The sequence below is a fragment of the Terrabacter aeriphilus genome, from assembly GCF_039542985.1.
GTDB lineage: Bacteria > Actinomycetota > Actinomycetes > Actinomycetales > Dermatophilaceae > Terrabacter > Terrabacter aeriphilus.
Genome location: NZ_BAABIW010000014.1, coordinates 290975 through 315886, shown reverse-complemented (window position 1 = coordinate 315886; position 24912 = coordinate 290975). Strand labels below are relative to the sequence as shown.

General features: G+C 73.2%; 22 protein-coding genes. 8 read left to right on the top strand and 14 right to left on the bottom strand.

The features are described from left to right. Positions 1-60: 60 nt before the first annotated feature. Positions 61-3432: a CHAT domain-containing protein gene (locus ABD979_RS10705; RefSeq protein ID WP_345507448.1), complete on the bottom strand. Its 3372-nt coding sequence runs from the start codon at positions 3430-3432 to the stop codon at positions 61-63. 206 nt (positions 3433-3638) lie between these two features. Here ABD979_RS10705 and ABD979_RS10700 point away from each other — a divergent pair, with 206 nt between their 5' ends. After that, positions 3639-4574 carry a peptidoglycan-binding protein gene (locus ABD979_RS10700; RefSeq protein WP_345507447.1) on the top strand — a complete coding sequence of 312 codons (936 nt, stop codon included), beginning with the start codon at positions 3639-3641 and terminating at the stop codon, positions 4572-4574. 164 nt (positions 4575-4738) lie between these two features. Beyond that, positions 4739-5647, top strand: a complete 909-nt coding sequence (locus tag ABD979_RS10695) for a serine protein kinase RIO (protein WP_345507446.1) — start codon at positions 4739-4741, stop codon at positions 5645-5647. A gap of 85 nt (positions 5648-5732) precedes the next feature. Here the strand turns inward: ABD979_RS10695 and ABD979_RS10690 are convergent, their stop codons facing one another. The 5 genes from ABD979_RS10690 to ABD979_RS10670 form a co-directional block, all read right to left on the bottom strand. Then, complete coding sequence (locus ABD979_RS10690) at positions 5733-6365, bottom strand: nitroreductase family protein (RefSeq protein WP_345507445.1); 633 nt, start codon at positions 6363-6365, stop codon at positions 5733-5735. Between the two features lie 91 nt (positions 6366-6456). After that, positions 6457-7866: a proline--tRNA ligase gene (gene proS, locus ABD979_RS10685; RefSeq protein WP_345507444.1), complete on the bottom strand. Its 1410-nt coding sequence runs from the start codon at positions 7864-7866 to the stop codon at positions 6457-6459. A 76-nt stretch (positions 7867-7942) separates the two neighbouring features. Further along, positions 7943-8776 (bottom strand): extensin family protein, encoded by an 834-nt coding sequence (locus ABD979_RS10680; protein ID WP_345507443.1) that lies wholly within the window; start codon positions 8774-8776, stop codon positions 7943-7945. Positions 8777-8906: 130 nt separating this feature from the next. Continuing rightward, complete coding sequence (locus tag ABD979_RS10675) at positions 8907-9788, bottom strand: HpcH/HpaI aldolase/citrate lyase family protein (RefSeq protein WP_425583961.1); 882 nt, start codon at positions 9786-9788, stop codon at positions 8907-8909. A 4-nt stretch (positions 9789-9792) separates the two neighbouring features. Then, positions 9793-10866: an HpcH/HpaI aldolase/citrate lyase family protein gene (locus ABD979_RS10670; protein ID WP_345507441.1), complete on the bottom strand. Its 1074-nt coding sequence runs from the start codon at positions 10864-10866 to the stop codon at positions 9793-9795. An 89-nt stretch (positions 10867-10955) separates the two neighbouring features. Between ABD979_RS10670 and ABD979_RS10665 the strand changes: the two genes are divergently transcribed. The 4 genes from ABD979_RS10665 (at position 10956) to ABD979_RS10650 (ending at position 14741) form a co-directional block, all read left to right on the top strand. Then, complete coding sequence (locus ABD979_RS10665; RefSeq protein WP_345507440.1) at positions 10956-11600, top strand: hypothetical protein; 645 nt, start codon at positions 10956-10958, stop codon at positions 11598-11600. Positions 11601-11618: 18 nt separating this feature from the next. Beyond that, the gene (locus ABD979_RS10660) at positions 11619-12926 is read left to right on the top strand and encodes a magnesium transporter MgtE N-terminal domain-containing protein (RefSeq protein WP_345507439.1); all 1308 of its coding nucleotides are present in this window, start codon (positions 11619-11621) and stop codon (positions 12924-12926) included. Then, entirely contained in the window at positions 12923-13489 is a 567-nt protein-coding gene (locus ABD979_RS10655; RefSeq protein ID WP_345507438.1) for a DUF1003 domain-containing protein, read from the top strand. The genes ABD979_RS10660 and ABD979_RS10655 overlap by 4 nt, the downstream gene beginning before the upstream one ends. A 109-nt stretch (positions 13490-13598) precedes the next feature. Beyond that, the gene (locus ABD979_RS10650; RefSeq protein ID WP_345507437.1) at positions 13599-14741 is read left to right on the top strand and encodes an Mrp/NBP35 family ATP-binding protein; all 1143 of its coding nucleotides are present in this window, start codon (positions 13599-13601) and stop codon (positions 14739-14741) included. 79 nt (positions 14742-14820) lie between these two features. Here ABD979_RS10650 and ABD979_RS10645 read toward each other — a convergent pair whose 3' ends face one another. The 7 genes from ABD979_RS10645 to ABD979_RS10615 all read right to left on the bottom strand — a co-directional run bounded on the left by ABD979_RS10645 (position 14821) and on the right by ABD979_RS10615 (position 22690). After that, positions 14821-16650 carry an ABC transporter ATP-binding protein gene (locus tag ABD979_RS10645; RefSeq protein WP_345507436.1) on the bottom strand — a complete coding sequence of 610 codons (1830 nt, stop codon included), beginning with the start codon at positions 16648-16650 and terminating at the stop codon, positions 14821-14823. Continuing rightward, entirely contained in the window at positions 16647-18476 is a 1830-nt protein-coding gene (locus ABD979_RS10640; protein ID WP_345507435.1) for an ABC transporter ATP-binding protein, read from the bottom strand. Before ABD979_RS10640 ends, ABD979_RS10645 begins: the two co-directional genes overlap by 4 nt. 68 nt (positions 18477-18544) lie before the next feature. After that, positions 18545-18907, bottom strand: a complete 363-nt coding sequence (locus ABD979_RS10635) for a twin-arginine translocase TatA/TatE family subunit (protein ID WP_345507434.1) — start codon at positions 18905-18907, stop codon at positions 18545-18547. A gap of 56 nt (positions 18908-18963) precedes the next feature. Continuing rightward, the gene (locus ABD979_RS10630; protein ID WP_345507433.1) at positions 18964-20640 is read right to left on the bottom strand and encodes a S1C family serine protease; all 1677 of its coding nucleotides are present in this window, start codon (positions 20638-20640) and stop codon (positions 18964-18966) included. Further along, a complete protein-coding gene (locus ABD979_RS10625; protein ID WP_345507432.1) occupies positions 20637-21353 on the bottom strand; it encodes an anti-sigma factor in 717 nt (238 codons plus the stop codon). The genes ABD979_RS10630 and ABD979_RS10625 overlap by 4 nt, the downstream gene beginning before the upstream one ends. 16 nt (positions 21354-21369) lie before the next feature. Further along, on the bottom strand, positions 21370-22029 hold the full coding sequence (sigE, locus tag ABD979_RS10620) for an RNA polymerase sigma factor SigE (protein WP_425583960.1): 660 nt from the start codon (positions 22027-22029) through the stop codon (positions 21370-21372). Between the two features lie 130 nt (positions 22030-22159). Further along, on the bottom strand, positions 22160-22690 hold the full coding sequence (locus ABD979_RS10615) for a hypothetical protein (protein ID WP_345507431.1): 531 nt from the start codon (positions 22688-22690) through the stop codon (positions 22160-22162). Between the two features lie 71 nt (positions 22691-22761). Here ABD979_RS10615 and ABD979_RS10610 point away from each other — a divergent pair, with 71 nt between their 5' ends. Further along, positions 22762-23385 carry an O-methyltransferase gene (locus tag ABD979_RS10610; protein ID WP_345507430.1) on the top strand — a complete coding sequence of 208 codons (624 nt, stop codon included), beginning with the start codon at positions 22762-22764 and terminating at the stop codon, positions 23383-23385. A 165-nt stretch (positions 23386-23550) separates the two neighbouring features. Here ABD979_RS10610 and ABD979_RS10605 read toward each other — a convergent pair whose 3' ends face one another. Then, complete coding sequence (locus ABD979_RS10605; RefSeq protein ID WP_013493416.1) at positions 23551-23724, bottom strand: DUF3117 domain-containing protein; 174 nt, start codon at positions 23722-23724, stop codon at positions 23551-23553. A 152-nt stretch (positions 23725-23876) separates the two neighbouring features. Here ABD979_RS10605 and ABD979_RS10600 point away from each other — a divergent pair, with 152 nt between their 5' ends. Beyond that, positions 23877-24689 (top strand): enoyl-CoA hydratase/isomerase family protein, encoded by an 813-nt coding sequence (locus ABD979_RS10600; protein WP_345507429.1) that lies wholly within the window; start codon positions 23877-23879, stop codon positions 24687-24689. Positions 24690-24912: the final 223 nt, after the last annotated feature.

Below are 24912 nucleotides of genomic sequence, written 5' to 3'. Positions count from 1 at the left end.
TTCTCTCCGGACTTCTCTGTGCCCATCGGTCGGGCGGGTTCGCTTGTCGCGTAGGCCGGTTCAGGCCCTCTCGAGCACGGCGTCGGGTCGGGCGTAGACGACGTAGGCCAGCCAGGTGGGATCGTCGGCGTCGCGGGCGGCCGCCCGTGCGGCCGCGCTCGCGCGCGACATCGGCGCACCCTTGAGCAGCTCGTCGTAGAGCGTCTCGACGAACACCCGGGCCGGCTCCTCCGCGACCGACCAGAGGCACGAGACGAAGGCCGACGCCCCGGCGTCGAGGAAGGCCTTGGCGAATCCCCCTGCCGTCGTGAACAGCTCGCCCGAACGGCCGGTCTGGCAGGCGTTGAGCACGACGAGCGGGCCACCACGGGCAGGGTCGGCCCAGTCGAGGTTCTGCGACACGTCGGTCGAGCTGAGGTACTGCTCGCGCACCGTCGACCCGCGACGCATCCCCTGGAGCAGCACCTTGGCGTCGGCGATGTCGTCGGAGCGCGCCGCGCCGTGGCCCGAGAAGTGCAGCAGGTCGAAACCCCCGCCGCGCAGCAGCCGCTCGACGCCCGCGGGCGTCGCCGTCACCGGCTTCGCGCCGAAGTGGTCCTTGAGCCAGCCCGCCTCGGCGACCCCGACGTCGTTGCGGAACATCGGGTTGGCGTAGACGGGGCAGATCGAGCGGGCCCGGCCCCGCCGCACGCGCACCCGGCGGGGCGGGAAGCTGCCGAGCTGCCAGCGCACGAGGCCACCCTGCGCGAGGAAGTGCGGCTCGGCGCCCCGCTTGCCCCGGGCCGGCTTGAGGTGGACGAGCTCCCAGGGCACGAACGGCTCGTCGGTGTAGAGGATGAGGTCGTGCACGAGCTCGCGGTGCGTCCAGAGGTAGTCCTGCATGTCCTCGGGGAAGAACTGGTCGAAGAGCAGCGTGCCGGTGTTCTGCAGCTGCGACATGCGTTCTCGCGCCGACAGGTCCGGGTCGGTGATGACCTTCTCCACCTCGGCGAGCCGGTCGCGCACGAAGTCGTCGCGGCCGATGACCGGTGCCGACTCGAAGACCTGCTCCGGCTCGCCGGGGACGAGTCGCACGGCGTAGCTGTAGACGCGCTCCCCCGTGACGCGCCGGGACTCGACGATGTCGATGCACGGCAGGTCGTCGAGCTCGGGGGCGTCGATGCCGGTGTGCACGGCGGCGCGTGCCGGCGCCGGCGCCAGGAGGCCGGCGGCCCCGGCCGTCGACTCGAGGGTCACGGTGCCGACGGGCACGCGCCCCTGCCGGAGCACGACGGAGACGACGACCGGCCCCGGCGCGAGGGCGCGCGCCCGGAAGGTCAGCTCGCTCGCCCAGTCGCCGCTCGGCAGCCCGAAGAGCTTGGCGGCGGGCTCGAGCACCTCGACGTTCGCCTTGGCGTAGACCTGCACGGTGAGGGGCCGCTCGGCGTCGATGCGGACCGTGCGCGCCGCGTGCACCGTCCCCTCGGTCGCCTCGAGAGCCGCGCGCGAGAGCCTGACCCGCACCGTGAGCTCGGCGCCCGGGGTGACGTTCGACGGCATCTCCGCCGCCAGCTCGGCCTGCGTGTCGCCGGTCGCGACCCCGTCGGCCGGCGGACGGGCGGATGCGCCCTTGACGGCCTTGGTGCCCGTGGCCTTCTTCGCTGTGGCCTTCTTCGCCGCCTTCTTGGCGGCCTTCTTCGCGGTCGCCTTCTTCGTTGCCTGTGCCGGAGCCGTGGGGGCCGGCGGTCGGGCCGAAGTCGACGGCGGACGGGCCGTCGCCGGCGGCAGGTCACGGTCGATGCTCTCGAGGCCCCGGTCGCCCGGCACGCCGGGGTCGGCGACGGGTTCGCCGGCGGTCATCCAGGCCGGCAGCCCGGTGGCGTCGTCACCCGCCCCGAGACCGAGCGGCAGCCACTGGCTGATGCGGGCGATGACGGGCAGCTGCGAGAAGTAGTTGACGTGGTGCACGACGTCGTTGGTCCCCAGCGCGAGCGTGTCGCGCACGTAGCCGCCGCCGGGCAGCCCGATGGCCGACATCGAGTCGGTGTCGACGACGAGGTCGTTGCTGCCCCGGAAGAGGTGGTCGACGAAACCCTCCGCCAGCTTGACCGCGAGCTCGCGCGGGAACTCCGGCGGGTTGTGGTGGTCGTCGAAGAGCGAGACGTGGAAGTCGGACGAGACGACGAACCAGCTCGTGCCGGGACCCGGCTGCCCCGGCTGGTCCTCGTTGAGCGTCGTCACGAACGGCCCGTCCGGCATCATCGCGGCGAGCCCCGGCACCCCGCCCGCCCCACCTTGCTCGCCGGCGGCGTACGAGACGAGGTACTTGACGAGGGCGCCGATCCCCCGCACGACGCCGCCGACGACGGCTGCGAAGGGGACGCCACCCGGCACGAGCGAGAGCCCGGTCGAGGCCGCGAGCACGAGGTTCGTGTAGAGGTCGACGAGGTCGTGCCAGCGCTCGGGGTCGGCGAGGTGGGTGCCACCGTTCGTGGCGGCGACGAAGACGATGTTCTCGACGCCGATCGACGTGCCCGCCCCGGGGAGGACGCTCTCGACGAACGAGCGGGTGACCAGGCCGCCGCGGCTGTGGGTGACGACGTCCACGACGAGCTCGCCGGGGTGCGTGCGCAGCAGCGCGAGCAGGTCGCGGGCGTTCTGCTCGGGGTCGACGCTCAGGGTGCGGTGGTCGAAGCCGAGCACGGCGTCGTAGGCCCCCCGGAGCGCGTCGACGAAGCCCTCGGCTCCCGGGGCCACGGCAAGGGCACCGAACGCGCTCACGGTCGTCGAGAACGTGCCGTGCACGAGGAGGAGGATGCGCGCCGGCCTGTCGGTGGGCAGGCGGACCGCACCGAGGTCGGCGACCGGCCGCCAGGACTCGAGGGTGGCTCCACCGACGTGCACGAGCCCGGGATGCACTCCCGCCTCCAGCCGCTCGATGACCTTGCCGACGAGCGCGGGCGCCCCGAAGCGCAGGACGATCGCCTGCAGCGCCCCGTGGGCGAGGTCGCCGAGCAGCCCGCGGTCGCGGCGCGGACGGGTCGGACGCTCCGGCTGCACGGTGAGCGCGAACGAGACGGTGCGGGGCCCGAGGTCGATGTCGCGCGACCGCCGCGACGCCTCGACCGGCAGGTGCCAGGAGTAGACGCCGTCGCGCTCGAGGAGCACCACGGCGTCGTCGCCCGCCGGCACGTCGACGTCGAGCCGCACGGTGCCCGCGCGGTTCGGCGCGGGCGGGCCCTCGAGGTCGCGGCCGCGCCGGGGCGTGACGTCGATGCGGTCGACGACGACGAAGTCCTGCTCGCCGAGGGCCGCGACGAGAGCGGCCCGCTCGGCCGACCGGCGGTCGCCGCCGGGGAGGTCACGGTCGGACCGGTCCGTCGCCGGGGCGACGTCGTAGCCGCGGGGCGTGCGGATCCGCACCGCTCCCCCGCCGAAGGTCGTCGACGGCATACCCACTCACCTCCGGGACGGACGGGCGACGTGAACCTCTCGTCACGGTAGAGCCGCGGGAGGTGGCGCTGATACCGATTGCCGCAATCAGGCGTGCGCCGGGCGCCGCCGAAGGTGGGTAGCACTACCCATTCCGCGAGCCCCCGGGCGGCCCTACTGTCGGCGGCGGGGGTCCACAGGGGAGTCCCGTCGAGAAGGGATGAGACATGGGTTCGACCATGCACGTACGCGTCGGGGCACCCCGCTCCGCGCGGCTCGTCAGCGCTCTGCTCGCCGCGCTGGCGCTCGTCGGCGTCACCGTCATGACGCACCAGACACCGGCGCACGCCGTCAGCTCGCTCACCACGAAGCAGCTGCAGGAGGACCTCTGGGGGATGCTCTACTACTCCGGGTCGATCGACGGCAGCTACGGCCCCGCAACGACCGCGGCGGTCAAGGCGTTCCAGAAGGACAACTGCCTCGCCCAGGACGGGTCGGCGGGCCCGCTGACCCAGCCGAAGGTCATCGCCAAGGTCAAGGCGGTGCAGGCCAAGGCCGGCGCGTCGGCCGACGGCGTCTACGGCCCGCTCACCACGAGCAAGGTCAAGGCCTACCAGAAGGCCCACGGCATCCCGACGGGCGGCCAGGCCGGCCCGCAGACGATGAAGGCCATGGGCATCACCCGGGTGCTCAGCTGCTCACCGAAGCCCCCGACCGGCGGCTCGACGGTCGGCGGCACGATCTCGCGCACCGAGGTCCTCGCCCGGGCGAAGTACTGGACCGACCGTCGCGTGCCGTACAGCATGTCCCGCTACACCGGGGACCCGCAGGGTCGCCAGTACCGCACGGACTGCTCGGGATTCGTCTCGATGGCCTGGCACCTGAGCTCGTCGCTGTCGACGGTGACGCTGCCGAACGTCTCGCACCGGATCGGCAAGAGCGACCTGCGCCCCGGTGACATCCTGCTCAAGGGCGGCCCGGGATCGGCCGGTGCGTCCGGCCACGTCGTGATCTTCCGCGGCTGGGCCAACTCGGCACACACCTCCTACTACGCGAGCGAGGAGTCGGGCTCGCACGGCGCGATCGCGCGCACGATCCCCTACCCGTACTTCTCGGGCTACGGCACGTTCGTGCCCTACCGCTACGACAAGATCACCGGCTGAGGCGGACGGCTCCACCGAAAAACCCGTTGCACCCCCGTGTGCCGCTGCGCCAGTCTCTACGCGAGCGCAGCGGCACACGGCCGCACGCCAGGACCCAAGGAGGGCGACATGTCCATGACGGCCCCGGGCACGCCTGCCCACATCTCTTCTTCCTTGGAGTTCTCTTGTCATCCAACGCTTTTCACGACGACGACCACGAGGTCGTCAGCCGCCGGCTGAGCAGCCGGCGGCACCCCGGCCTCGAGGCCGAGCAGTATGCCGTCGACAGCGACCCCGACGGCCCGCCCGAGGGCGAGCGCTGGTCGAGCTGGGACGGCGCCACGCACGGGCCCAAGCCACGGCCCGACTGGGTCATCACCGACCTCGGGGCCGTCGAGTCCGACCTCGGGGTGCTCAAGACCGGCAAGGAGGCGGACGTCCACCTCGTTCGGAGGTGGGTGCCCGGCTCCCCCGGTCGCGACGTGCTCATGGCGGGCAAGCGCTACCGCTCGAGCCGGCACCGCATGTTCCACCGCGACTCGGGCTACCTCGAGGGGCGGCGCGTGCGGAAGTCGCGCGAGACGCGGGCCATCCGGACCCGCACCGCCTTCGGCAAGGAGCTCATCAGCGGGCTCTGGGCCTTCGCGGAGTTCGAGACGCTCGTGCGGCTGTGGGACGAGGGGTTGCCGGTGCCCTACCCGGTGCAGATGTCCGACGACGAGATGCTGATGGAGTTCATCGGCAGCCAGGACGGACAGGCCGCGCCGCGCCTCGCCCAGACGAGGCCGGACGCCGACCTCCTGCCGGTGCTCTTCGAGCAGCTCCGGTCGGCGATGCTGCGCCTCGCCGAGCTCGGCTGGGCGCACGGCGACCTCTCGCCCTACAACGTGCTCCTCGAGGGCGAGGGAGACGCCGCGCGACTGGTGCTCATCGACTGGCCGCAGGTCGTCGACGTCATCGGCAACCCGCACGGGCCCGAGTTCCTCGAGCGCGACACCCGCAACATGTGTGACTGGTTCACCCGGCGTGGGTACGCGGTGGACGAAGGGCTGTTCTTCGGTGACCTCATGGCGGCGGCGACGTCGCGGTGGTGACCGGGGAGGGCCCGGCGACGCACGTGGTGGAGGCCGCTCGTTCGTGGAGCGGCCTCCGTCCGTGCGTCGGCGCCGCCTCAGGCCCTCAGCCGAGGAAGTCTGCGGCGTGGCCGAACTTGCCCGAGTGCACGAACGCCTCCAGCGGCAGGCGGGAGCGCGGCAGCCGGGCCCGGGCCCGCAGCCACTCGGGCATCTCGGCGTCACCGTCGGGCCCGGCGGGCAGGCCGAGGGCGATGCCCGTCGTGACGGCCCAGTGCGGTGGCACGGCGAAGCGCTCGGCCGCGGCCCGGTGGTCGAAGCCGCCGAACTGGCGCACCTGCAGGCCCATCGACCGGGCCTGCACGGTGATGTGTGCGACCGCCTGCCCGAGGTCGAACATCGCGTAGTCGCTGTAGGCGATCTCGTGGTCCTCGTCGGTGGCGACCTGGTGCAGCGTGAAGATGACGGCCGATGCCGACGGCGCCCACACCCGGTTGGCCGACGACAGCGTCTCGACCATGGCGGCGTGCGTGTCGTCGCCGCGCAGGCCCACGAGGAAGCCCCACGGCTGCGAGTTGCCGGCCGACGGCGACCAGCGGGCGGCCTCGAGGATGGCGCGCAGCGCCTCCGGGCCGAGCACGTGGCTGCGGTCGTAGACGAGGACGCTCTCGCGGTCGCGCAGCAGCGGCGTCAGCACGTCCGGCTGCGCCGGCTCCACCGGTCGTCCACCCGCCGTCATCTCGCTCCTCACGTCGTCCTGACCCCCGGCACCGTCCACGTACCCGTCAACGGCGCCCGGCCCGTGCGTCTTCCCGGAGGTGTTCCCGGCGTCAGTAGGCCCGGCCGACGACCGCGAGCACGCCGTCGGCGTCCTCCTTCCGGGGCACCGACCCGTCCGGCATGGTCAGGCAGCGCACGGTGACGGCCGACCGGGCGAGCTCTTCCTCCCCCTCTGGCCCCAGGGTCGCCCACGGGATGGTGGCCCAGCCGGTGCGGGCGGCCTCGGCAGCCGCCCCCACGGTCGTGACGGCCACGGTGCTGGCCTCGCGGTGCGCCAGGGCTTCGGCGTAGAGGGTGTCGTGGTCCTCCTCGAGCGCGGCGGCGACGACGCCGACGACACCCCCGAGGGGCACGGACTCCTTGCCGCCGGCGATCCGACGGGCGACCGTGACCGAGCCCTCCGCGAGGTCGCGCGGACCCACCTCGACGCGCACCGGGATGCCCTTGAGCTCGGCGTCGACGGCGCGGCGGCCGAAGGCCGTGTCGACCCGGGCGTCGAGCTCGGCGCGCACCCCGCGCGCCACGAGGTCGGCGACGAGCCGGTGGGCTGCCTCGGGCACGCCCTCGCCGTCCTTGACGACCATGACGAGCGCCTGCACCGGCGCGAGCCGCGGCGGCAGCCGCAGGCCGTGGTCGTCGCCGTGACCCATGATGAGCCCGCCGAGCATGCGCGTCGAGGTCCCCCACGACGTCGTCCAGCACAGTTCCTGGCGACCCTGCTCGGAGAGGTAGGTGATGTCGAAGGCCTTGGCGAAGTTCTGGCCGAGCTCGTGGCTCGTGCCCATCTGCAGGGCCTTCCCGTCACGCATCATCCCTTCCAGCGCAAGGGTGTTCGTCGCTCCGGCGAAACGCTCGCGGGCGGTCTTGCGGCCGAGCACGACCGGCAGGGCGAGCATCTCTCTCATGAACGCGGCATACACGTCCTCGTGGATCCGGGCGGCGTACGCGCGCGCGTCGTCCTCGGTCGCGTGCGCGGTGTGCCCCTCCTGCCAGAGGAACTCGCTGGTGCGCAGGAAGATCCGCGGCCGCAGCTCCCACCGCACGACGTTGGCCCACTGGTTGAGCAGCAGCGGCAGGTCACGATAGCTCTGCGTCCACTTCGCGAGGTACTCGCCGATGACGGTCTCCGAGGTGGGGCGCACCACGACCGGCTCCTCGAGCTGCTTGCCACCCGCGTGCGTGACGACCGCGAGCTCGGGGCTGAATCCCTCGACGTGCTCGGCCTCCCGGGTGAGGTAGGACTCGGGGATGAAGAGCGGGAAGTACGCGTTGCGGGCACCCGCCTCCTTGATCCGGCGGTCCATGTCGGCCTGCATGCGCTCCCAGATCGCGTAGCCGTACGGTCGGATGACCATGGTGCCGCGCACCGGCCCGTTGTCGGCCAGCTCGGCCTTGGCGACGACGTCCTGGTACCAGCGGGGGAAGTCCTCCGACTGGGGGGTGAGCACGGCCTTGGGCATGACCCGATCCTAGGCGGCGGCCCGTCCCGCGGCCCGTCCCTCTTCCCGCCCGTGTGCCGTGCCCCGCGTCACGACGTCAGCCGCGCTCCATCGTCGCGACGAGGAAGGCCTGCCAGGCCTCCCGGGAGTCGGCGAGCTCGCCGGGGCCGCCGACGCGTTCGAGGATGCGCGTCGTCGCGGCGCGCGTCGCGTCGTCGAACTCGCCGGTCGTCTCGATGCCGGTGACACCCCAGACGTGGCGGCACATCGCCTGGACCGCCTGGACCTGGGCGTTCGAACGCCGGATGAGGCGCGGTCGCTCCGGGCCGAACCGGCCGAGGTCGACGTGGATGTGGTTGGCGTGGGCGGCGTCGAACAGGTAGGTCAGCACGTCGGCGAACTCGTGGTGGAGCCCGGCCGCGGTGCGCCAGTAGAGCGACAGCCGTCGGCGCAGCTCCGGCGCCGGGGCGTCGCGCCACTGGTCGTGGCGCAGCGACGTGAGGTCGCGACCGCCGGCGCGGAGCCGGGCGACGTCGACGGCCTCGCCCGAGCTGTGCCACGACGTCGCCGACCCGCGCACCCACGCGCCGTAGGTCCGCAGCTCGTCGGGCGCCTGGCCCACGTGCTTCCGGTGCAGCTCGAGCCACCGGTCGACACGGGCGCCGAAGGGCTCGGTGACGTAGGCCGTCGCACCACGGCCCGTCACCTCGTAGACGTGCCGGGCCGGCCCGAAGCGCCGACGCGCCTCCAGCTCGCGGAAGTCCACCGGCTCGGGGTCGATGCGCAGCTCGCGAGGGGTCGGCTCCGCGAACCCGGGCAGCTGCGGCAGGGACGGGAGCCCGGGGCCTCGCGACACGGCATACGCCCCTCCGGCTGCGACGGCGCCCACCGCGCCGGCGGCGCCGAGGCGCAGCAGCGCGCGTCGGCTCACGCCCGCTCGCGGGGGGCTCGGCTGGGGCTCCATGCCGGGTCCAACGATCGGGGGCGCCGTGGCTATCCCGCACGGCGCACGGAACACCCCCGCACCTGCACGCAGCGTGCCGGTGACACCGACGCGGACGTCAGGAGAGCGCAGCGATGGCTTCTGCCGTGGCCAGCACCTTGCGGGCCGTGTCGACGTGGAGGTTCTCGATGAGCCGACCGTGCAGCGTCGCGACCCCACGACCCTGCGCCTGCGCCTCCTCGAAGGCCACGATGACGGCCCGCGCGTCGTCGACCTGGCCCGGGTCGGGGGCGAAGACCTGGTTGGCCGGGCCGACCTGAGCCGGGTGGATGAGCGTCTTGCCGTCGAAACCGAGCTCACGTGCCTGCCGGGCCTCGGCGAGGAAGCCCTCGGCGTCCGACACGTCGTTGAACACGCCGTCGAGCACCGCCACCCCCGCAGCCCGCGCGCCGAGCAGCGCCAGCTGCAGGCTCGTCGCGATGGCCGCGCGGCCGGGCGCGAAGGTCGCACCGAGCTCCTTGTAGAGGTCGTTCGTGCCGAGCACGAGGCAGGCCAGGCGGCTCGACGCACGGGCGATCTCCTCGGCGTGCAGCACGGCCACCGGCGTCTCGACCATGGCCCACAGCCGCGTGCGCGCGGGGGCGCCGGCCGCCTCCATCGCGGCGACGAGCACCCGCACCTCGTCGGCCGAGCCCACCTTCGGCACGACGATCGCGTCGGGGCCCGCCGCTGCCGCCGCGGCGAGGTCCGCGTCGTGCCACTGCGACCCGAGACCGTTGACCCGGATCGTCAGCTCGCGCCGACCGTAGTCCCCCGATCGCGCTGCCGCGAAAGCGTTCTCGCGGGCCTGCTCCTTGGCATCGGGCGCCACTGCGTCCTCGAGGTCGAGGATCAGCGCGTCGACGGGCAGCGTCTTCGCCTTCTCGAGCGCGCGCTCGTTCGAGCTCGGCATGTAGAGCACCGAACGGCGCGGGCGGTAGGTGTCGGGCTCGACGGTCACGGGCTCAGCCCTCCTCGGGGACGGTCGTTGCGGCATACAGCTCGGCGAGCGCGGGGTCGGTCTGCGAGAGGCGCTCGGCGAGCTCGACGATGACGAGGCACTGCTTGAGGCTGGCGTCGTCCTCCATCCGGCCGTCGAGCATGACCGCGCCCGTGCCGTCGCCCATCGCGGCGACGACGCGACGCGCGTGCGCGACGTCCTGCGCCGACGGGCTGAAGACGCGCTTGGCGATCTCGATCTGCACCGGGTGCAGCGACCACGTGCCGACGCAGCCGAGGAGGAAGGCGTTGCGGAACTGGTCCTCGCACGCGACGACGTCCTGGATGTCGCCGAACGGGCCGTAGTACGGGTAGATCCCGTGCATGGCGCACGCGTCGACCATCCGGGCGATCGTGTAGTGCCAGAGGTCCTGCTGCGCCGTCGCGCGCTCCCCCTGGACGTCGCCGTCGACGGGGTCGGTGCGCACGAGGTAGCCGGGGTGGCCGCCGCCGACGCGGGTCGTCTTCATCCGGCGGTCGGCCGCGAGGTCGGCCGGCCCGAGCGAGAGCCCCTGCATGCGCGGTGAGGCCCCGCAGATCTCCTCGACGTTGACCATGCCGCGGGCCGTCTCGAGGATGGCGTGCACGAGGATCGGCCGGGTGAGCCCTGCCTTGGCCTCGAGCTGGGCGAGGAGGCGGTCGACGTAGTGGATGTCCTCGGCGCCCTGCACCTTGGGCACCATGACGACGTCGAGCGTGTCGCCGATCTCGGTGACGAGCGTCGTCAGGTCGTCCAGCGCCCAGGGGCTGTCGAGCGCGTTGATGCGCGTCCACAGCTGGGTGCTCTGGCCGAAGTCGGTCGCCCGGGCGATCTCGACGAGGCCGGCGCGTGCGGCCTCCTTGCGGTCGGCCTTGACGGCGTCCTCGAGGTTGCCCAGCAGCACGTCGACGGTGCCGACGAGGCCCGGCACCTTCGCGGCCATCTTCGGGTTGCTCGGGTCGAAGAAGTGGATGACTCGGGACGGTCGGGCCGGCACCTGCGTCAGGGGCGTCGGCGCCCCCACCGCGAGCGGGCGGAAGAAGTCCTTGGCGCTGCGCATGGCGGTCAACGTAGCAACGGCGGGTCGGCCCGCGTTATGACGCCAGTCACGCCCTCCACCGATGAGGCGCGGGTCACTAGGGTGGCCGTGTGACCGAGCGCGCGACCGAGCAGCAGGACGAGCCGACCGCCGCCCCCGCACCGGGCGCCGCGCTGCTCGCCGAGGCGATGGGCAAGTCGGGGCTGCTCTGGATCGACGTCGCCGACGACCGCACCTGGCCGGCGTGGCACGTGTGGGACGACGGCGCCGCCCTCGTCGTCAGCGGCCCGGGCGAGCAGCCCCTGCCGTGGCTGCCGCCCGAGGTGCGCCTCGTCCTGCGCAGCAAGGACACCGGCGGCCGGCTGCTCACGGTGCGCGCCCGTGCGCACGTGCTCGAGCCGGGCAGCAGCCAGTGGCAGCGCGCCACCGACCTGCTGCGTCCCGCGCGGCTCAACGCCGTCGACGACAGCGTGACCCGCTGGGCCGCCGAGTGCACCGTCACCGCCCTCGTGCCCTTCGGCGACCCCCTCGAGTCGCCGGGATCGTATGCCGCGGACGACCACCGGGCGGCCCCGGCCCGCACCGCTGCGACGACGACGGCGTGGCGGCCCTGGCACTGGGGCGGGCGCGGGGAGACGAAGGCCGAGCAGCGGCAGGCGCGCGCCGAGGCCAAGGCCCGGAGGAAGGCCGCGAAGGCCCGCGCGAAGCAGCGCAGGAAGCGGCGGCGACGTGGCGTCGGTCTCGACGGTCGCTGACCGCATAGCCTTGGGCCCATGAGTGCGAGCACCCGCGTCTTCGTCGCGCGCCTGACCGGCCTCGCCGTCTTCGACCCCCTCGGCGACCAGGTGGGCCGCGTCCGCGACGTCGTGGTGATGTTCCCCTCCAGCCGCCCCGAGCCCCGCGTCATCGGTCTCGTCGTCGAGGTGCCGGGACGGCGGCGCGTGTTCGTCCCGATGACCCGCGTCACCTCGATCGACGCCGGCGCCGTCATCACGACGGGCCTGGTCAACATGCGCCGGTTCGAGCAGCGCACCAACGAGGTGCTCGTCGCGGCCGAGCTGTTCGACCGCTCCGTGCGCGTCACGACGCCCGAGGCCGTCGAGGCGGGCTTCGCCGACGCCCTCGTCGAGGACGTCGCCATCGAGCAGGGCCCGCGTCGCGACTGGCTGGGCACGCGCGTCTTCGTGCGCCAGGCCTCGGCGGGCATCTCCCCGGCGTCGAAGGCCATGTCGCGCCTGACCCGGCGCCGGTCGGGCAAGACGATGCTCGTCGACATCCGCGACGTCGTCGGGCTGCACCAGCAGTCGGGCGCCCAGAGCGCCGAGCGGCTCCTCGAGACCTACGACGACCTCAAGGTCGCCGACCTCGCCGAGGTCATCCACGACCTCAACCCCAAGCGCCGCGCCGAGGTGGCCGCTGCGCTCGACGACGACCGGCTCGCCGACGTCCTCGAGGAGCTGCCCGAGGACGACCAGGTCGAGATCCTCGCGGGCCTCGCCAACGAGCGCGCGGCCGACGTGCTCGAGGCGATGGAGCCCGACGACGCCGCCGACCTGCTCGCCGACCTCCCGCCCGAGCAGGCCGAGCAGCTGCTCCAGCTGATGGAGCCCGACGAGGCCGCGCCGCTGCGCCGCCTGCTCGCCTACGACGAGAAGACCGCCGGCGGCATGATGACGACCGAGCCCGTGGTGCTCGGCCCTGAGGCGACGATCGCCGAGGCGCTCGCGACGGTGCGCCGCGAGGAGCTGGCGCCCGCGCTCGCCTCGATGGTCTACGTCTGCCGGCCGCCGCTCGAGGCACCGACCGGGCGCTACCTCGGCCTCGTGCACATCCAGCGCCTGCTGCGTGAGCCGCCGCACGGCGCCGTCGGCTCGATCATCGACAAGGAGATCGAGCCCGTCGTGGCCAGCGCGTCCCTCGAGACGGTGACGCGCACCCTCGCGACCTACAACCTCGTGTCCCTGCCGGTCGTCGACGACGACGGGCGCCTCATCGGCGCGGTCACCGTCGACGACGTGCTCGACCACATCCTCCCGGAGGACTGGCGTGAGGCCCGGCACGAGCTCGGGGTCAAGCCGTGAGCGAGCGCGCCGAGCGTCGCAGCACCCCGCGCAACGTGCGCAGCGACAAGCTCGACCAGCCGCAGGAGAAGCGGGCCCGGGTGCTGCCGCGGATCACCCTGACGCAGGAGGCCTTCGGCGTCCTGTCCGAGAAGTTCGCGCGGTTCATGGGCACGGCGCAGTTCCTCATCGGCATGACGGTCTTCGTCGCGGCGTGGATCGCCTGGAACGTCCTCGCGCCACCGGGCCTCATCTTCGACGAGTTCCCCTTCATCTTCCTGACCCTCATGCTCAGCCTGCAGGCCTCCTACGCCGCGCCGCTCATCCTGCTCGCGCAGAACCGGCAGGCCGACCGCGACCGCGTCGCGCTCGAGCAGGACCGCGCGCGCGACGAGCGCAACCTCGCCGACACCGAGTTCCTGACCCGCGAGGTGGCGAGCCTGCGCCTCGCGCTGCGCGAGCAGGCGACCCGCGACTTCGTCCGGTCCGAGCTGCGCTCGCTCCTCGACGAGCTCGAGGATCGCGCCCTGCTGCGCGGCCGCGACGACGACACCCCGCCCCCGCCCGCGCAGCACACCGAGTAGGTCGCAACCCACCGGCATCCGACCCCGGTGGGTCGTGACCTCCACGGTGTGTTGCGGTCGACACCGGGGGCGGTCGGGTGGGCCCGCACCGCGGCATACGATGGAGCACATGTCTGTCGCCGCACTGCCCAGTCGTGACGCCCTGCTCACGGCGCTGTCGAAGGTCAACGACCCCGAGATCCGCAAGCCGATCACCGAGCTCGGCATGGTCAAGTCGGTCGAGATCGACGACGCCGGCAAGGTCGACCTCGCGATCTTCCTCACCGTCTCCGGCTGCCCGATGAAGGAGACGCTGACCAAGGACTCGAGCAACGCCCTCCTCGCGCTCGACGGCGTCACGTCGGTCGAGGTCGAGCTCGACGTCATGAGCGACGAGCAGCGTGCCGAGCTGCGCTCCCAGCTGCGCGGCGGCGCCCCCGAGAAGGAGATCCCCTTCGCCAAGCCCAACAGCCTCACGCGGGTGTATGCCGTCGCGTCCGGCAAGGGTGGCGTGGGCAAGTCGTCGGTGACGGTCAACCTCGCCGCCGCGATGGCCGAGCAGGGCCTGCGCGTGGGCGTCGTCGACGCCGACGTCTACGGCTTCTCGGTGCCGCGCATGCTCGGCGTCGAGCAGCGCCCGACGCAGGTCGACGACATGATCCTGCCGCCCATCAGCCACGACGTGAAGGTCATCTCGATCGGCATGTTCGTGCCCGGCAACCAGCCCGTCGTGTGGCGTGGCCCGATGCTCCACCGGGCCCTGCAGCAGTTCCTCGGCGACGTCTTCTGGGGCGACCTCGACGTGCTGCTGCTCGACCTGCCGCCGGGCACGGGCGACATCGCGATCTCGGTCGCCCAGCTCATCCCGACGGCCGAGATCCTCGTCGTGACGACCCCGCAGCAGGCCGCCGCCGAGGTGGCCGAGCGGGCCGGTTCGATCGCCCTGCAGACCCACCAGCGCGTCGTCGGCGTCATCGAGAACATGAGCTGGCTCGAGCTGCCCGACGGGAGCCGTCAGGAGATCTTCGGCTCGGGCGGCGGCCAGGCCGTCGCCGACTCGCTGACGAAGAGCATCGGCGCGCCCGTCGAGCTGCTCGGCCAGATCCCGCTCGACACGCGACTGCGCGAGGGTGGCGACGCCGGCACCCCCGTCGTGCTGGGGGCGCCGGACACGGCCGCTGCCGTGGCGCTGCGCGGCATCGCCCGCAGCCTCGGCTCCCGCGCCCGGGGCCTGGCCGGCCGCTCGCTCGGGCTCACCCCCGCCGGCCGCTGAGGCGCGCCCCCCGGCCGTCCCCGCGCACGCCGGGGTGACCCGGCGCACGCCGGGGTGACCCGGCACCGGGGCCGTGCCGTCAGGCCAGCGAGTCGACCCAGGCCTGGTGCAGGTCGGAGTAGCGCCCGTCGCCGGCCGCCACGAGGTCACCCGGTGCGCCGTCCTCGACGATCCGCCCGTGCTCGAGCACGAGCACCCGGTCGGCGTTCTCGACCGTCGAGAGACGGTGCGCGATGACGATGGCGGTGCGCCCCGCGAGGATCGTGTCGAGCGCCCGCTGCACGAGCCGCTCCGAGGGGATGTCGAGCGAGCTCGTCGCCTCGTCGAGGATCAGCACGGCCGGGTCGGCGAGGAACGCGCGGGCGAAGGCCACGAGCTGGCGCTGCCCGGCGCTGAGCAGCCCGCCGCGGTTCGAGACCGCTGTCTCGTAGCCCTGCGGCAGGGCCGCGATGAACGCGTGCGCCCCCAGGGCGCGGGCCGCCGCCTCCACCTGCTCGTCGCTCGCGTCGGGGCGGCCGAAGCGGATGTTGTCGGCGACGGTGCCGCTGAAGAGGTAGTTCTCCTGCGTGACCATGACGACGGCCCGGTGCAGGTCGTCGGAGGCGAGGCGCCGCAGGTCGATGCCGTCGAGGCGCACCGCGCCGTCGCTCGGGTCGTAGAACCGCGTGGCGAGCTTGGCGATCGTCGTCTTGCCGGCGCCGGTCGTGCCGACGAGCGCGACCGTCTGGCCTGCGGCCACCGTGAGGTCGAGCCCGGGCAGCACGGCCTGGCCCGCGACGTACTCGAAGCGCACGCCGTCGAAGCACACCTCGCCCGCGACCTCGCGCAGCGGCTCGGGGTCGACCGGCTCGGCGACCTCGGGCTCCTCCTCGAGCACGCCCGAGAGCTTCTCGAGCGCGGCCGTCGCCGACTGGAAGGTGTTGTAGAACTGCGAGATCTCCATCATCGGCTCGAAGAACTGGCGCAGGTAGAGCAGGAACGCCGCGAGCACGCCGACCGTGACCTCGCCGTGGTAGGCGAGGTAGCCACCGTAGAGCAGCACCGCGGCGATCGTCACGTTGCCGATGAGCCGGATGCCGGGCATGAACCACGCGACGAGCCGGAAGGCGACGAGGTTGGCCTGACGGTACTGGTCGTTGACGTCCTCGAAGATCGCCTGGTTGCGCGGCTCGCGGCGGAACGCCTGCACCGCACGGATGCCGTTCATCGACTCGACGAAGTGGACGATGACGAGGGCGACCTTCTCGCGCGTCGCGCGGTAGCTCCTCGCCGACTCCTTGCGGAACCAGTTCGTCAGGAGCGCGAGCGCCGGACCGCAGAGCAGGGCGACGAGACCGAGCCGTACGTCGAGCACGAGGAGCAGCACCGAGGTGCCGACGAGCGTCAGGGCGGCCGTGACGAGCCCGTCGAACCCGGTCTCGAGCATCTCGTAGATGGCGTCGACGTCGGACGTCTGGCGCGAGATGACGCGACCGGAGGTGTAGCGGTCGTGGAACGCCGGGCTCAGCGTCTGGAAGTGGCGGAAGACCCGCCGCCGGATCGAGAGCAGGATGTCCTGGCCGATGATGCCCGAACGGACGAGGAAGAGGTTGCGCGAGATCGCCTGGGTGACCGTCGCGACGAGCACCAGCCCGACGACGAGCAGCAGCGGCCCGAGGTCACCCGAGGCCCGGATCGGCGGGATGCCGGTGTCGATGCCCTCCTTGACGAGGTAGGGGATCGACAGGCGGGCGGCGTTCTCGACGACGACGACCACCATCAGCCACCACAGCGCCCTGCGCCACGGGCGCAGCACCTCGCGCAGCAACCGCTGGGACCGACCCGCGAGCCGTGCCGAGGTCTCGGCCGTCAGGTCGCCCTCGATGTCGTCGGCGGCCACGCCGCGCCACTGCTGGGTGGGGGCCGTCATGCGGTCAGCTCCTCGGTCGCGCCGGCCCGGTCCGTCGCGCTGGCCGCATCCGTCGCGTCGGCCCGGTCCGTCGCATCGGGACCGTCGGCCGCGAGCAGCTCGCGGTAGGCCGGGACGGTGTCGAGCAGCTCGCGGTGCGTGCCGACGTGGGTGATGGTGCCGTGCTCGAGCAGGGCCACCCGGTCGGCGAGCAGCACGGTCGAGGCCCGGTGGGCGACGACGAGGCCCGTCGTCTCGGAGAGCACGCTCGAGAGGGCCTGCTCGACGAGCTTCTCGGTGTGCACGTCGAGCGCCGAGAGGGTGTCGTCGAGCACGAGCACGGCCGGCTGCGAGAGGACGGCCCGGGCGAGCGCGAGCCGTTGGCGCTGGCCACCGGACAGCGAGAGCCCCTGCTCTCCGATGCGGGTGTCGAGCCCCCAGGGCAGGTCGTGCACGAAGCCGGCCTGTGCGACGTCGAGGGCGGCGAGGACCTCGTCCTCCGGGGCGTCGGACCGGCCGAGCGTCACGTTCTCGCGCGCGCTCATCGAGAAGAGGGTCGGCTCCTCGAACGCCGTCGCGACGAGGCTGCGCAGGGTCTCGAGCTCGAGGTCGCGCACGTCGACGCCGTCGATGGTGACGCGGCCACCGGTGACGTCGAAGAGCCTCGGCACCAGGGCCGTCAGCGCGGTCTTGCCCGACCCGGTGGCGCCGACGAGCGCGAGGGTCTCCCCCGGCGCCACGTCGAGGTTGACGTCACGCAGCACCGGCTCGTCGGGCGCGTCGGGGAAGGCGAAGTCGACGTGCTCGAAGCGCAGGTGTCCCCGAGCCGCCGCGCCCGGGTGCTCTCCCGAGACGATGTCGGGCTCGGTGTCGAAGATCTCGAGCACCCGCGCCGCGGCGGTCATGGCCTCCTGCGCCATCGCGAGGATGACCCCGAGCGACGACACCGGCCATACGAGCGAGAGCATGAGGGTGATGAAGGCGACGAGCTCGCCGGGCGTCAGCGCACCCCGACCGACGCCGATGGCGCCGAGGAGGAGCACGACGACGACCGCGAGGTTGGGGATGACCTCGAGGAAGGTCCAGAACTTCGCCGACAGGCGCACCTTGGCCAGGCTCGTCGCGCGCAGCTCGAGGGCCGCGTCGTCGTAGCGGCGGCTCATGTGGTCGCTGCGGCCGAACGACTTGATGACGCGGATGCCGACCGCGCCCTCCTCGGCCTGCGTGGCGAGGTCGCCCTGCTGGTCCTGCACCTGCCGCGACACGACGACGTAGGCCCGCTCGAAGCGCATCGAGAGCCAGACGATGGGGGCGGCCGTGGCCGCGACGACGAGCCCGAGCGGCCAGTACATCGTCAGCAGCACGACCGTCACGGCGACGACCTGGAGCACGTTGACGACGAGGAAGAGCAGCCCGAAGCCGCTGAACCGCCGGATCGCCGACAGGTCGGTGGTGGCCCGCGAGAGCAGCTGACCGGACTGCCAGCGCGTGTGGAAGCTCATCGGCAACGCCTGGAGGCGCTCGTAGAGGTCGCGCCGCAGCTCGGTCTCGAGCCCGAGCACCGCGTTCGACTGCACCCAGCGGCGCACGAAGATGAGGACCGCCTCGAGCACGCCCAGCGCGAGCGCGAGCAGGCCGAGCGGCAGCACGGGCGCGAGCTCGTGCCGGGTGATCGGGCCGTCGATGACGGCCCGGGTCACGAGCGGGATGGCGATGGAGAGGCCGACGCCACCGAGCGACGCGGCGAACATGACGGCGAGCGCCCACCGGTGCGGGCGCAGGTAGCCGCGCAGGCGCCAGAGCGATCGGACCGAGGCGGGTGGGTGCGAGGTGGGTTCGGCAGGCATCAAGCAGTGACGATAACCCCAGCCGCCGACAGTGATGCCTCTGGGTCAGAGGTTTCTTGAGCCGCGGCTCAGGTGGCGTCGGTGTCCCACGGCGTCGGCAGCGCCGGGTCGTGCTGCCGCGGCAGGCTCACCGGCTTGTCCTCGTCCGGACGCACGGCGTCGTCGTCGTCCTCGTCCGCCGGCGCGGCGAGCGCGTCGCGCACGATCTTGCGCGGGTCGTACTGGCGCGGGTCGTAGGCCGACCAGTCGACGTCGGAGAACTCCGGACCCATCTCGTCCTTGAGCTGCTGGCGGGCCCGGTCGGCCATCGTCCGCGCCTGCCGGACGAACCGGCCGAACTTCGCGGCGTAGTCGGGCAGTCGCTCCGGTCCGAGGATGACGATCGCGAGCAGACCGAGCAGGAGCAGCTCCCACCCGTTGATGTCGAACACTGTCCCTGCCCTTCCACGCGTATCGGCGGCGCCATCCTACGGTGACGTCCCGAGTGCTACTTGGGCGGATCGGCCTCGAGGGTCATCTTCAGGTCCACGTCCTGCCCGCCGCGCTCGACCGTGAGCGTCACGGTGTCGCCGATCGCCCGCGCGCGGATCGAGACGATGAGCTGGTCGGCCGTGCGGATGCGCTTGCCCTCGAAGCCGACGATGACGTCGCCCGGCTTGACGCCGGCCTTGGCGGCGGGGCCGCCCGCGGTCACGGCATCCGGCTTGTCGACGACGCGCGCGCCCTCGCCGCTGAACGTGCGGTCGAGGCCGACCCCGATGACGGGGTGGCTCGCCTTGCCGGTGGCGATGAGCTGGTCGGCGGTGCGCCGGGCCTGGTCGCTCGGGATGGCGAAGCCGAGGCCGATGCTGCCGCCCGTCGAGCCGCTCGTGCCCGGCACCCGGGCGATGGCGCTGTTGACGCCGATGACCTTGCCCGCCATGTCGAGCAGCGGACCGCCGGAGTTGCCGGGGTTGATCGCGGCGTCGGTCTGGATCGCGTTGATGTAGGACGCCTCCCCCGGCTCGCCCGGTGACACCGGACGGTTGAGGGCGCTGACGATCCCGGTCGTCACGGTCTGGTCGAGACCGAGCGGCGCACCCACCGCGATGACCTGGTCGCCGACGACGACCTTGTCGGAGGGGCCGAGCTGCAGCGGCGTGAGGTCGGTCCGGGCGATCTTGAGCACCGCGAGGTCGTAGCTCTCGTCGCGTCCGACGATGGTCGCCTTCTCGGTGTCGCCGTTGCTCAGCACGACCTCGATGTCGCCGCTGACACCGGGGGCGACGACGTGGTTGTTCGTCAGCACGTGCCCCTTGCCGTCGACGACGAAGCCGGACCCGGTGGCCGAGCCCTCGCTGCCGGCGTCGACCTTGATGGTGACGACGCTCGGCAGCGCGTTCGCCGCGATGCTCGCGACCGAGCCCGCCGGGCGCTGCGTGGACCCGGGCCCGGGCGGGGGAAGCGTCGAGACGCCGGTGTTGATGCGGTCCTCGGCGAGCTGCCCGGCCACTCCACCGATGACGCCCGAGAGGAGGCAGAGCCCGACGACGGCGAGCACGAGCGGTCCGCGCCGGCGCCGGCGTCCGGCCGGCTCGTCGCGCAGCGGCACGCCGCCGGGTGGGCCGTCGGCGCCGTCGCCCGGGAGCCCCTCGAGGTCGCCGGGCACGGCGTTCGCGTATGCCGGCACGGCCGTCGCGTTGGCGCCCGCGGTCCCCGAGGGCGCGGCGTGGGCGGCGGCCGGCGCCGCGAGGGCGGGGTCGACGGGCGGGGCGTAGGTGGCCCGGTGCGCCTGCTCGGCGAGCGCGTCCGCGCGGTCGCTGCCCCAGGCGGCGTCGGCCCGCGCCGGGACGCCCGCACCGTCGACGGGGTGCTCGCCGCCGAAGACGTCGAACCAGGCCTCGTCGCGCTCCTCGTCGGACCGGCGCGCGGCGGCCGACGCCGCGGAGTCGGCGGAGGCAGCAGCGGCAGGGGAGGCAGCGGGTGCGGGGGGCTCGGCCGGGGCGGCGCTCCCGATCGGCCGGGTCGCCCCGGCCGGGATGGCGCGCGTGTCGTCGAGGTCGATGATGCCGGTCTGCTCCGGGGGCACGCCCCCACCCGGCAGCGCGCCGCCCGCCTCGGGGGGCGTGACGGCGTCGGGGGCGTGGCTCTGCTCGGGCTCCGGCGTCCTCGACTCGTCGGTCATGGACCTGATTGTGCCGAACGCAGGGCCGTGAGGCGCACCGGGGCGGCCGCATTCGAGGCGATCGCCGCCGAACGGGTGATCACGGCCCAGTACGGCAGGCCGCCGAGACCGACGGTGCGCGACCGCTGCGACTCGCGCAGGGCCGGGGCCACCCGGTTGCCCGGGAGCACGGAGCCGCCGAAGTTGACGGCACTGACGGCACCGACGGCGTTCGCACCGAAGCTGGCCGCCGGCACCCGGGCCGTCGAGGGCACGCGTGCGCCGGGCACGGGCGAGACGGCGAGCCCCCAGGCCGCCGCGACGGAGGCGCCCGCGGCGATCGAGGCGACGACGGCGGCGCGCATCGGCGAACGGTGCAGCGCGGGGGCGGTCGGGGCCACGGTGGGCACCGGCTCGTAGGAGGGGGCGGACGGCATACGGAAGCCGAGCGGCGGGGAGGGCACCCGGGGGACGCCGGCCTCGCGCGCACCGGGCTGGGCGTTCGCGAGGGTCGAGCCCTCCACGGGGTGGGCGGCGAGACCCATCAGCGAGGTGCGCAGGCTCATCGGGACGCCGGTGTCGGCGCGCAGGGCGGCGACGATGCGGCGCTCCTGGTCGGCGGCCGCCCGGCAGACGGTGCAGCACACGAGGTGCCGGTCGTAGACGTGCAGCAGCGCCGGGGGTAGGGCCCGGTCGACGTACGCACGGACGTGTCCCTTGAGGTGTGGCGTCACGACATCACCGGGCCCATCACCGTGTCCCGGCGGCGACCCGACGACCCGGCAGGCGCAGTCCGGCGCGAGCGGCGCGGCCTTGGGCCGGCGCGGCCGTGGCGGCCGCCGCGGCCTCCGGGGCCCGGTGGGCGAGCGCCTCGCGCAGCTGGGCGCGGCCGCGGTGGATGCGGGAGCGCACGGTGCCGAGCTTGACGCCCAGCGTGGTGCTGATCTCCTCGTAGGAGAGGCCCTCGATGTCGCAGAGCACGACGGCGGCGCGGAACTCCGGCGCCAGTGCGTCGAGCGCCCGCTGCACGTCGTCGTCGAAGCGCGCGTCGTGGTAGGTCTGCTCCGGGCCCTTCTCGAAGCTCGGCAGGCGACCTGCGGCGTCCTCCGGGAGGGAGTCGAAGCGGATCCGCTGCTTGCGCCGCATCTTGTCGAGGAAGACGTTCGTCGTGATGCGGTGCAGCCAGCCCTCGAACGTGCCGGGCTGGTAGGAGTGGAGCGAGCGGAAGACGCGCACGAAGACGTCGTGCGTCAGGTCCTCGGCGTCGTGCGGGTTGCCCGTGAGGCGGTAGGCGAGCCGGTAGACGCGCGCCGAGTGCTGCTCGACGATCTCCTCCCACGTGGGAGGGGTCCACGCCGAGTCGGCCTGCTCCACCGAGGTGGGAAGGTTGGGCGTCACGCTGGTCGTCACGAGGACACGGGCCTTTCACGGGTACGGTTCATCGGCTTGAACGCCGATGCTTCTCGATTCGTTCCCCTCCATGCTCCCGGATGGGGCTGTCGGGCCGCCAGCGGGAACCTGTGGATGGGCTGTGGGTGGCTCAGGAGTCGGTGGCAGGGTCCTGCTCGCCGCCGTCGTGCGGCACGGCCTCGTGGTGGCGCCGGCCGTGGCTGCGGCGGTCCTCCTTCATCTCGGCCTCGAAGAGGTGCCGGCGGCCGCCGACGAGGTCGTCACGAGCGCCGCCCTCGAGGCGCTTGAAGGTCGCGTAGTAGTCGTCGTCGTACTCCTCGACGATCTGAAACGTCCACCGCCCCTGCACGACGTTGCGCCCGACGAGCTCGGTCTCGAGCCGGTCGGCGAGCTTGTCGTGCCCCGCGTCGCGGAAGAGGTCGACCGCCTCGCCGAGGGTCAGGTCGGCCATCCCGGAGAGGCGGTGGAAGCCGTAGAGGTGGCCGCGCGCGTCCTCGACGACCTCGAGCGCCTCGGAGAGCTTGCCGAGCGCCTCGACCGTGGCGTCGTCGACGCCGGACGGGCGGCGGTGCTCGGCGGTCGGTGCGTCGGCGGTCGGTGCGTCGGCGCCCGCGCCGTCCACGCCGGTCGTGCCCTCGGTGGTCGCTGCGTCGTCGTCCATGCCCGTCCCGTACCCGCTCCGCATGCTGGCCGCGCTCAGGGCGGTCGCCCGATCGCAGTAGGGTGACGACCATGAGCACGCAGAAGGTCGCCGCCTGGTCGCACGCGGAGGAGTTCGTCACCCCGAGCGAGCCGGTCGAGGAGGCCGGCCGCCGCGGCGAGGAGCTCGGCGCGCAGCCCGTCGGCAACGGTGTGGGCGCCGTGCTCCAGATGCTCGCGGCCGCCTCCGGAGCCAAGGCCGTCATGGAGGTCGGCACCGGCGCGGGCGCCTCGGGCCTCTGGCTGCTCGGCGGCATGTCCGCCGACGGCATCCTCACCACGATCGACCTCGAGACCGAGCACCAGCGCGCCGCCCGCGACGCCTTCGCCTCGGCGGGCATCGCCCACCAGCGCACCCGCGTCATCGCCGGTCGCGCCCTCGAGGTGCTGCCGCGCATGACCGACGGCGCCTACGACCTCGTCGTCGTCGACGCCGACAAGCAGGAGTACCCGCAGTACCTCACGCAGGCGACCCGTCTGCTGCGCCCGGGCGGCACCCTCGTCATGACGTGGTCGGACAAGGAGTCCGACCCCGCCAACCGCGACGCCGAGACCCGCACGCTGCGCGAGGTCGGGCGCACCATCCGCGACCACGACCAGTTCACCGTCTCGCTCCTGCCCGTGGGCGAGGGCCTCCTCGTCGCCGTCAAGCGCTGAGGACCCGCCCGAGCCCGCACACGCCAGTGCGGGCCCGCCCGCGCCCGTCAGAGCGGGTATGCCGGGTGGTCGCCACCCGGCATACGGGCTCGGCGCCCGCACCTGACGCACGACGGCCCCCGACCGTGCGGTCGGGGGCCGTCGTGGCGGATCAGGAAGCAGGGGTCAGTTGACGCCGTCGCAGCCCTGGATCGCGTCACGCAGGGCCGCAGCCTCGTCGGGGGTCATCTCGACCACGAGTCGACCGCCCCCCTCCAGGGGCATCCGCAGCACGATGCCGCGACCCTCCTTGACGACCTCGAGCGGTCCGTCGCCGGTCCTCGGCTTCATTGCTGCCATGGTTCCCCTTCCCTAGGAATCCTCGGTCTTTGGCCCCATTATTCCGTGTCTCGTTTGCGAGACCTAATTGGGGATGTGACAGAGGGCACGTCGGGGCCCCCGTCGGGGCGGCGGGCTTCCACCGGTCGGCCGATTGGGAGAGAGTGACGCCCATGAGCCAGAGCCCCGTCTCCCCCGCCGCCCCGCCCCTGCTCGTCGAGGTCGAGGACGGCGTCGCCCGGCTGACGCTCAACCGTCCCGAGGCCATGAACAGCCTCGACGAGGCCCTCAAGGACGCCCTCGTCGCGGCCCTGCGGGAGGTGGCCGATGACCCGGCGGTGCGCTGCGTCGTGCTGACCGGCTCGGGGCGCGCCTTCTGCGTCGGGCAGGACCTCAAGGAGCACGTGCGGAGCCTCGGCGACCCGGACTCGACCCTCGCGACGACCGTCACCGACCACTACAACCCGATCGTCACCCTGCTCTCGACGATGAACAAGCCGGTCGTCGCGGCGCTCAACGGGGTGGCCGCGGGCGCGGGGCTGAGCTTCGCCCTCGCCTGCGACTTCCGGGTCGCCTCGGACCGGGCCGGTCTCAACACGTCGTTCGCCGGCATCGCGCTCTCCTGTGACTCGGGCGCCTCGTGGACGCTCCCCCGGCTCGTTGGCCCGGCCCGCGCCAAGGAGCTGCTCCTCCTGCCGCGCACCGTGCCAGCCGAGGAGGCGCTGGCGCTCGGGCTCGTGACGCAGGTCGTGCCGGCCGAGCAGCTCGAGGAGGCCGTGCGTGAGCTCGCCGGGAGGCTCGCGGCCGGGCCGACGCTGGCCTACGGCTCGATCCGCCGCGCCGTCGCGTTCTCGGCCGGGGCCGGGCTGGCCGAGTCGCTCGCGCACGAGGCCGAGCTGATGGCGCTCACGGGCGGCAGCAGCGACCACCGCGCCGCCGTCGACGCCTTCCTCGCCAAGCAGGACCCCACCTACACCGGCGCCTGACCCCACGCCCCACGCCCCCGGCACCCACACCGGTGCCGCAGACGCACACGGCGGAACGGACCGACGGATCGACCTGCGGATGAACCTGCGCCAGCTGGGGTGATCACCCCGCGTGGTGCAGGTTCATCGATCCGTTCATGCGTCGCTCGATCCAGGCGGCCTCCAGCGGCGGTTGTCCACACCCCTTCCCGTGCTCACCGGGTCGTCCACAGGTGGCGAGGAC

Coding starts and splice junctions, on each gene's coding strand:
- ABD979_RS10705 (WP_345507448.1), bottom strand. CDS start 3,432: ATGCCGTCGACGACCTTCGGCGGGGGAGCGGTGCGGATCCGCACGCCC.
- ABD979_RS10700 (WP_345507447.1), top strand. CDS start 3,639: ATGGGTTCGACCATGCACGTACGCGTCGGGGCACCCCGCTCCGCGCGG.
- ABD979_RS10690 (WP_345507445.1), bottom strand. CDS start 6,365: ATGACGGCGGGTGGACGACCGGTGGAGCCGGCGCAGCCGGACGTGCTG.
- proS (WP_345507444.1), bottom strand. CDS start 7,866: ATGCCCAAGGCCGTGCTCACCCCCCAGTCGGAGGACTTCCCCCGCTGG.
- ABD979_RS10670 (WP_345507441.1), bottom strand. CDS start 10,866: ATGCGCAGCGCCAAGGACTTCTTCCGCCCGCTCGCGGTGGGGGCGCCG.
- ABD979_RS10660 (WP_345507439.1), top strand. CDS start 11,619: ATGAGTGCGAGCACCCGCGTCTTCGTCGCGCGCCTGACCGGCCTCGCC.
- ABD979_RS10650 (WP_345507437.1), top strand. CDS start 13,599: ATGTCTGTCGCCGCACTGCCCAGTCGTGACGCCCTGCTCACGGCGCTG.
- ABD979_RS10645 (WP_345507436.1), bottom strand. CDS start 16,650: ATGACGGCCCCCACCCAGCAGTGGCGCGGCGTGGCCGCCGACGACATC.
- ABD979_RS10640 (WP_345507435.1), bottom strand. CDS start 18,476: ATGCCTGCCGAACCCACCTCGCACCCACCCGCCTCGGTCCGATCGCTC.
- ABD979_RS10630 (WP_345507433.1), bottom strand. CDS start 20,640: ATGACCGACGAGTCGAGGACGCCGGAGCCCGAGCAGAGCCACGCCCCC.
- ABD979_RS10615 (WP_345507431.1), bottom strand. CDS start 22,690: ATGGACGACGACGCAGCGACCACCGAGGGCACGACCGGCGTGGACGGC.
- ABD979_RS10610 (WP_345507430.1), top strand. CDS start 22,762: ATGAGCACGCAGAAGGTCGCCGCCTGGTCGCACGCGGAGGAGTTCGTC.
- ABD979_RS10605 (WP_013493416.1), bottom strand. CDS start 23,724: ATGGCAGCAATGAAGCCGAGGACCGGCGACGGACCGCTCGAGGTCGTC.
- ABD979_RS10600 (WP_345507429.1), top strand. CDS start 23,877: ATGAGCCAGAGCCCCGTCTCCCCCGCCGCCCCGCCCCTGCTCGTCGAG.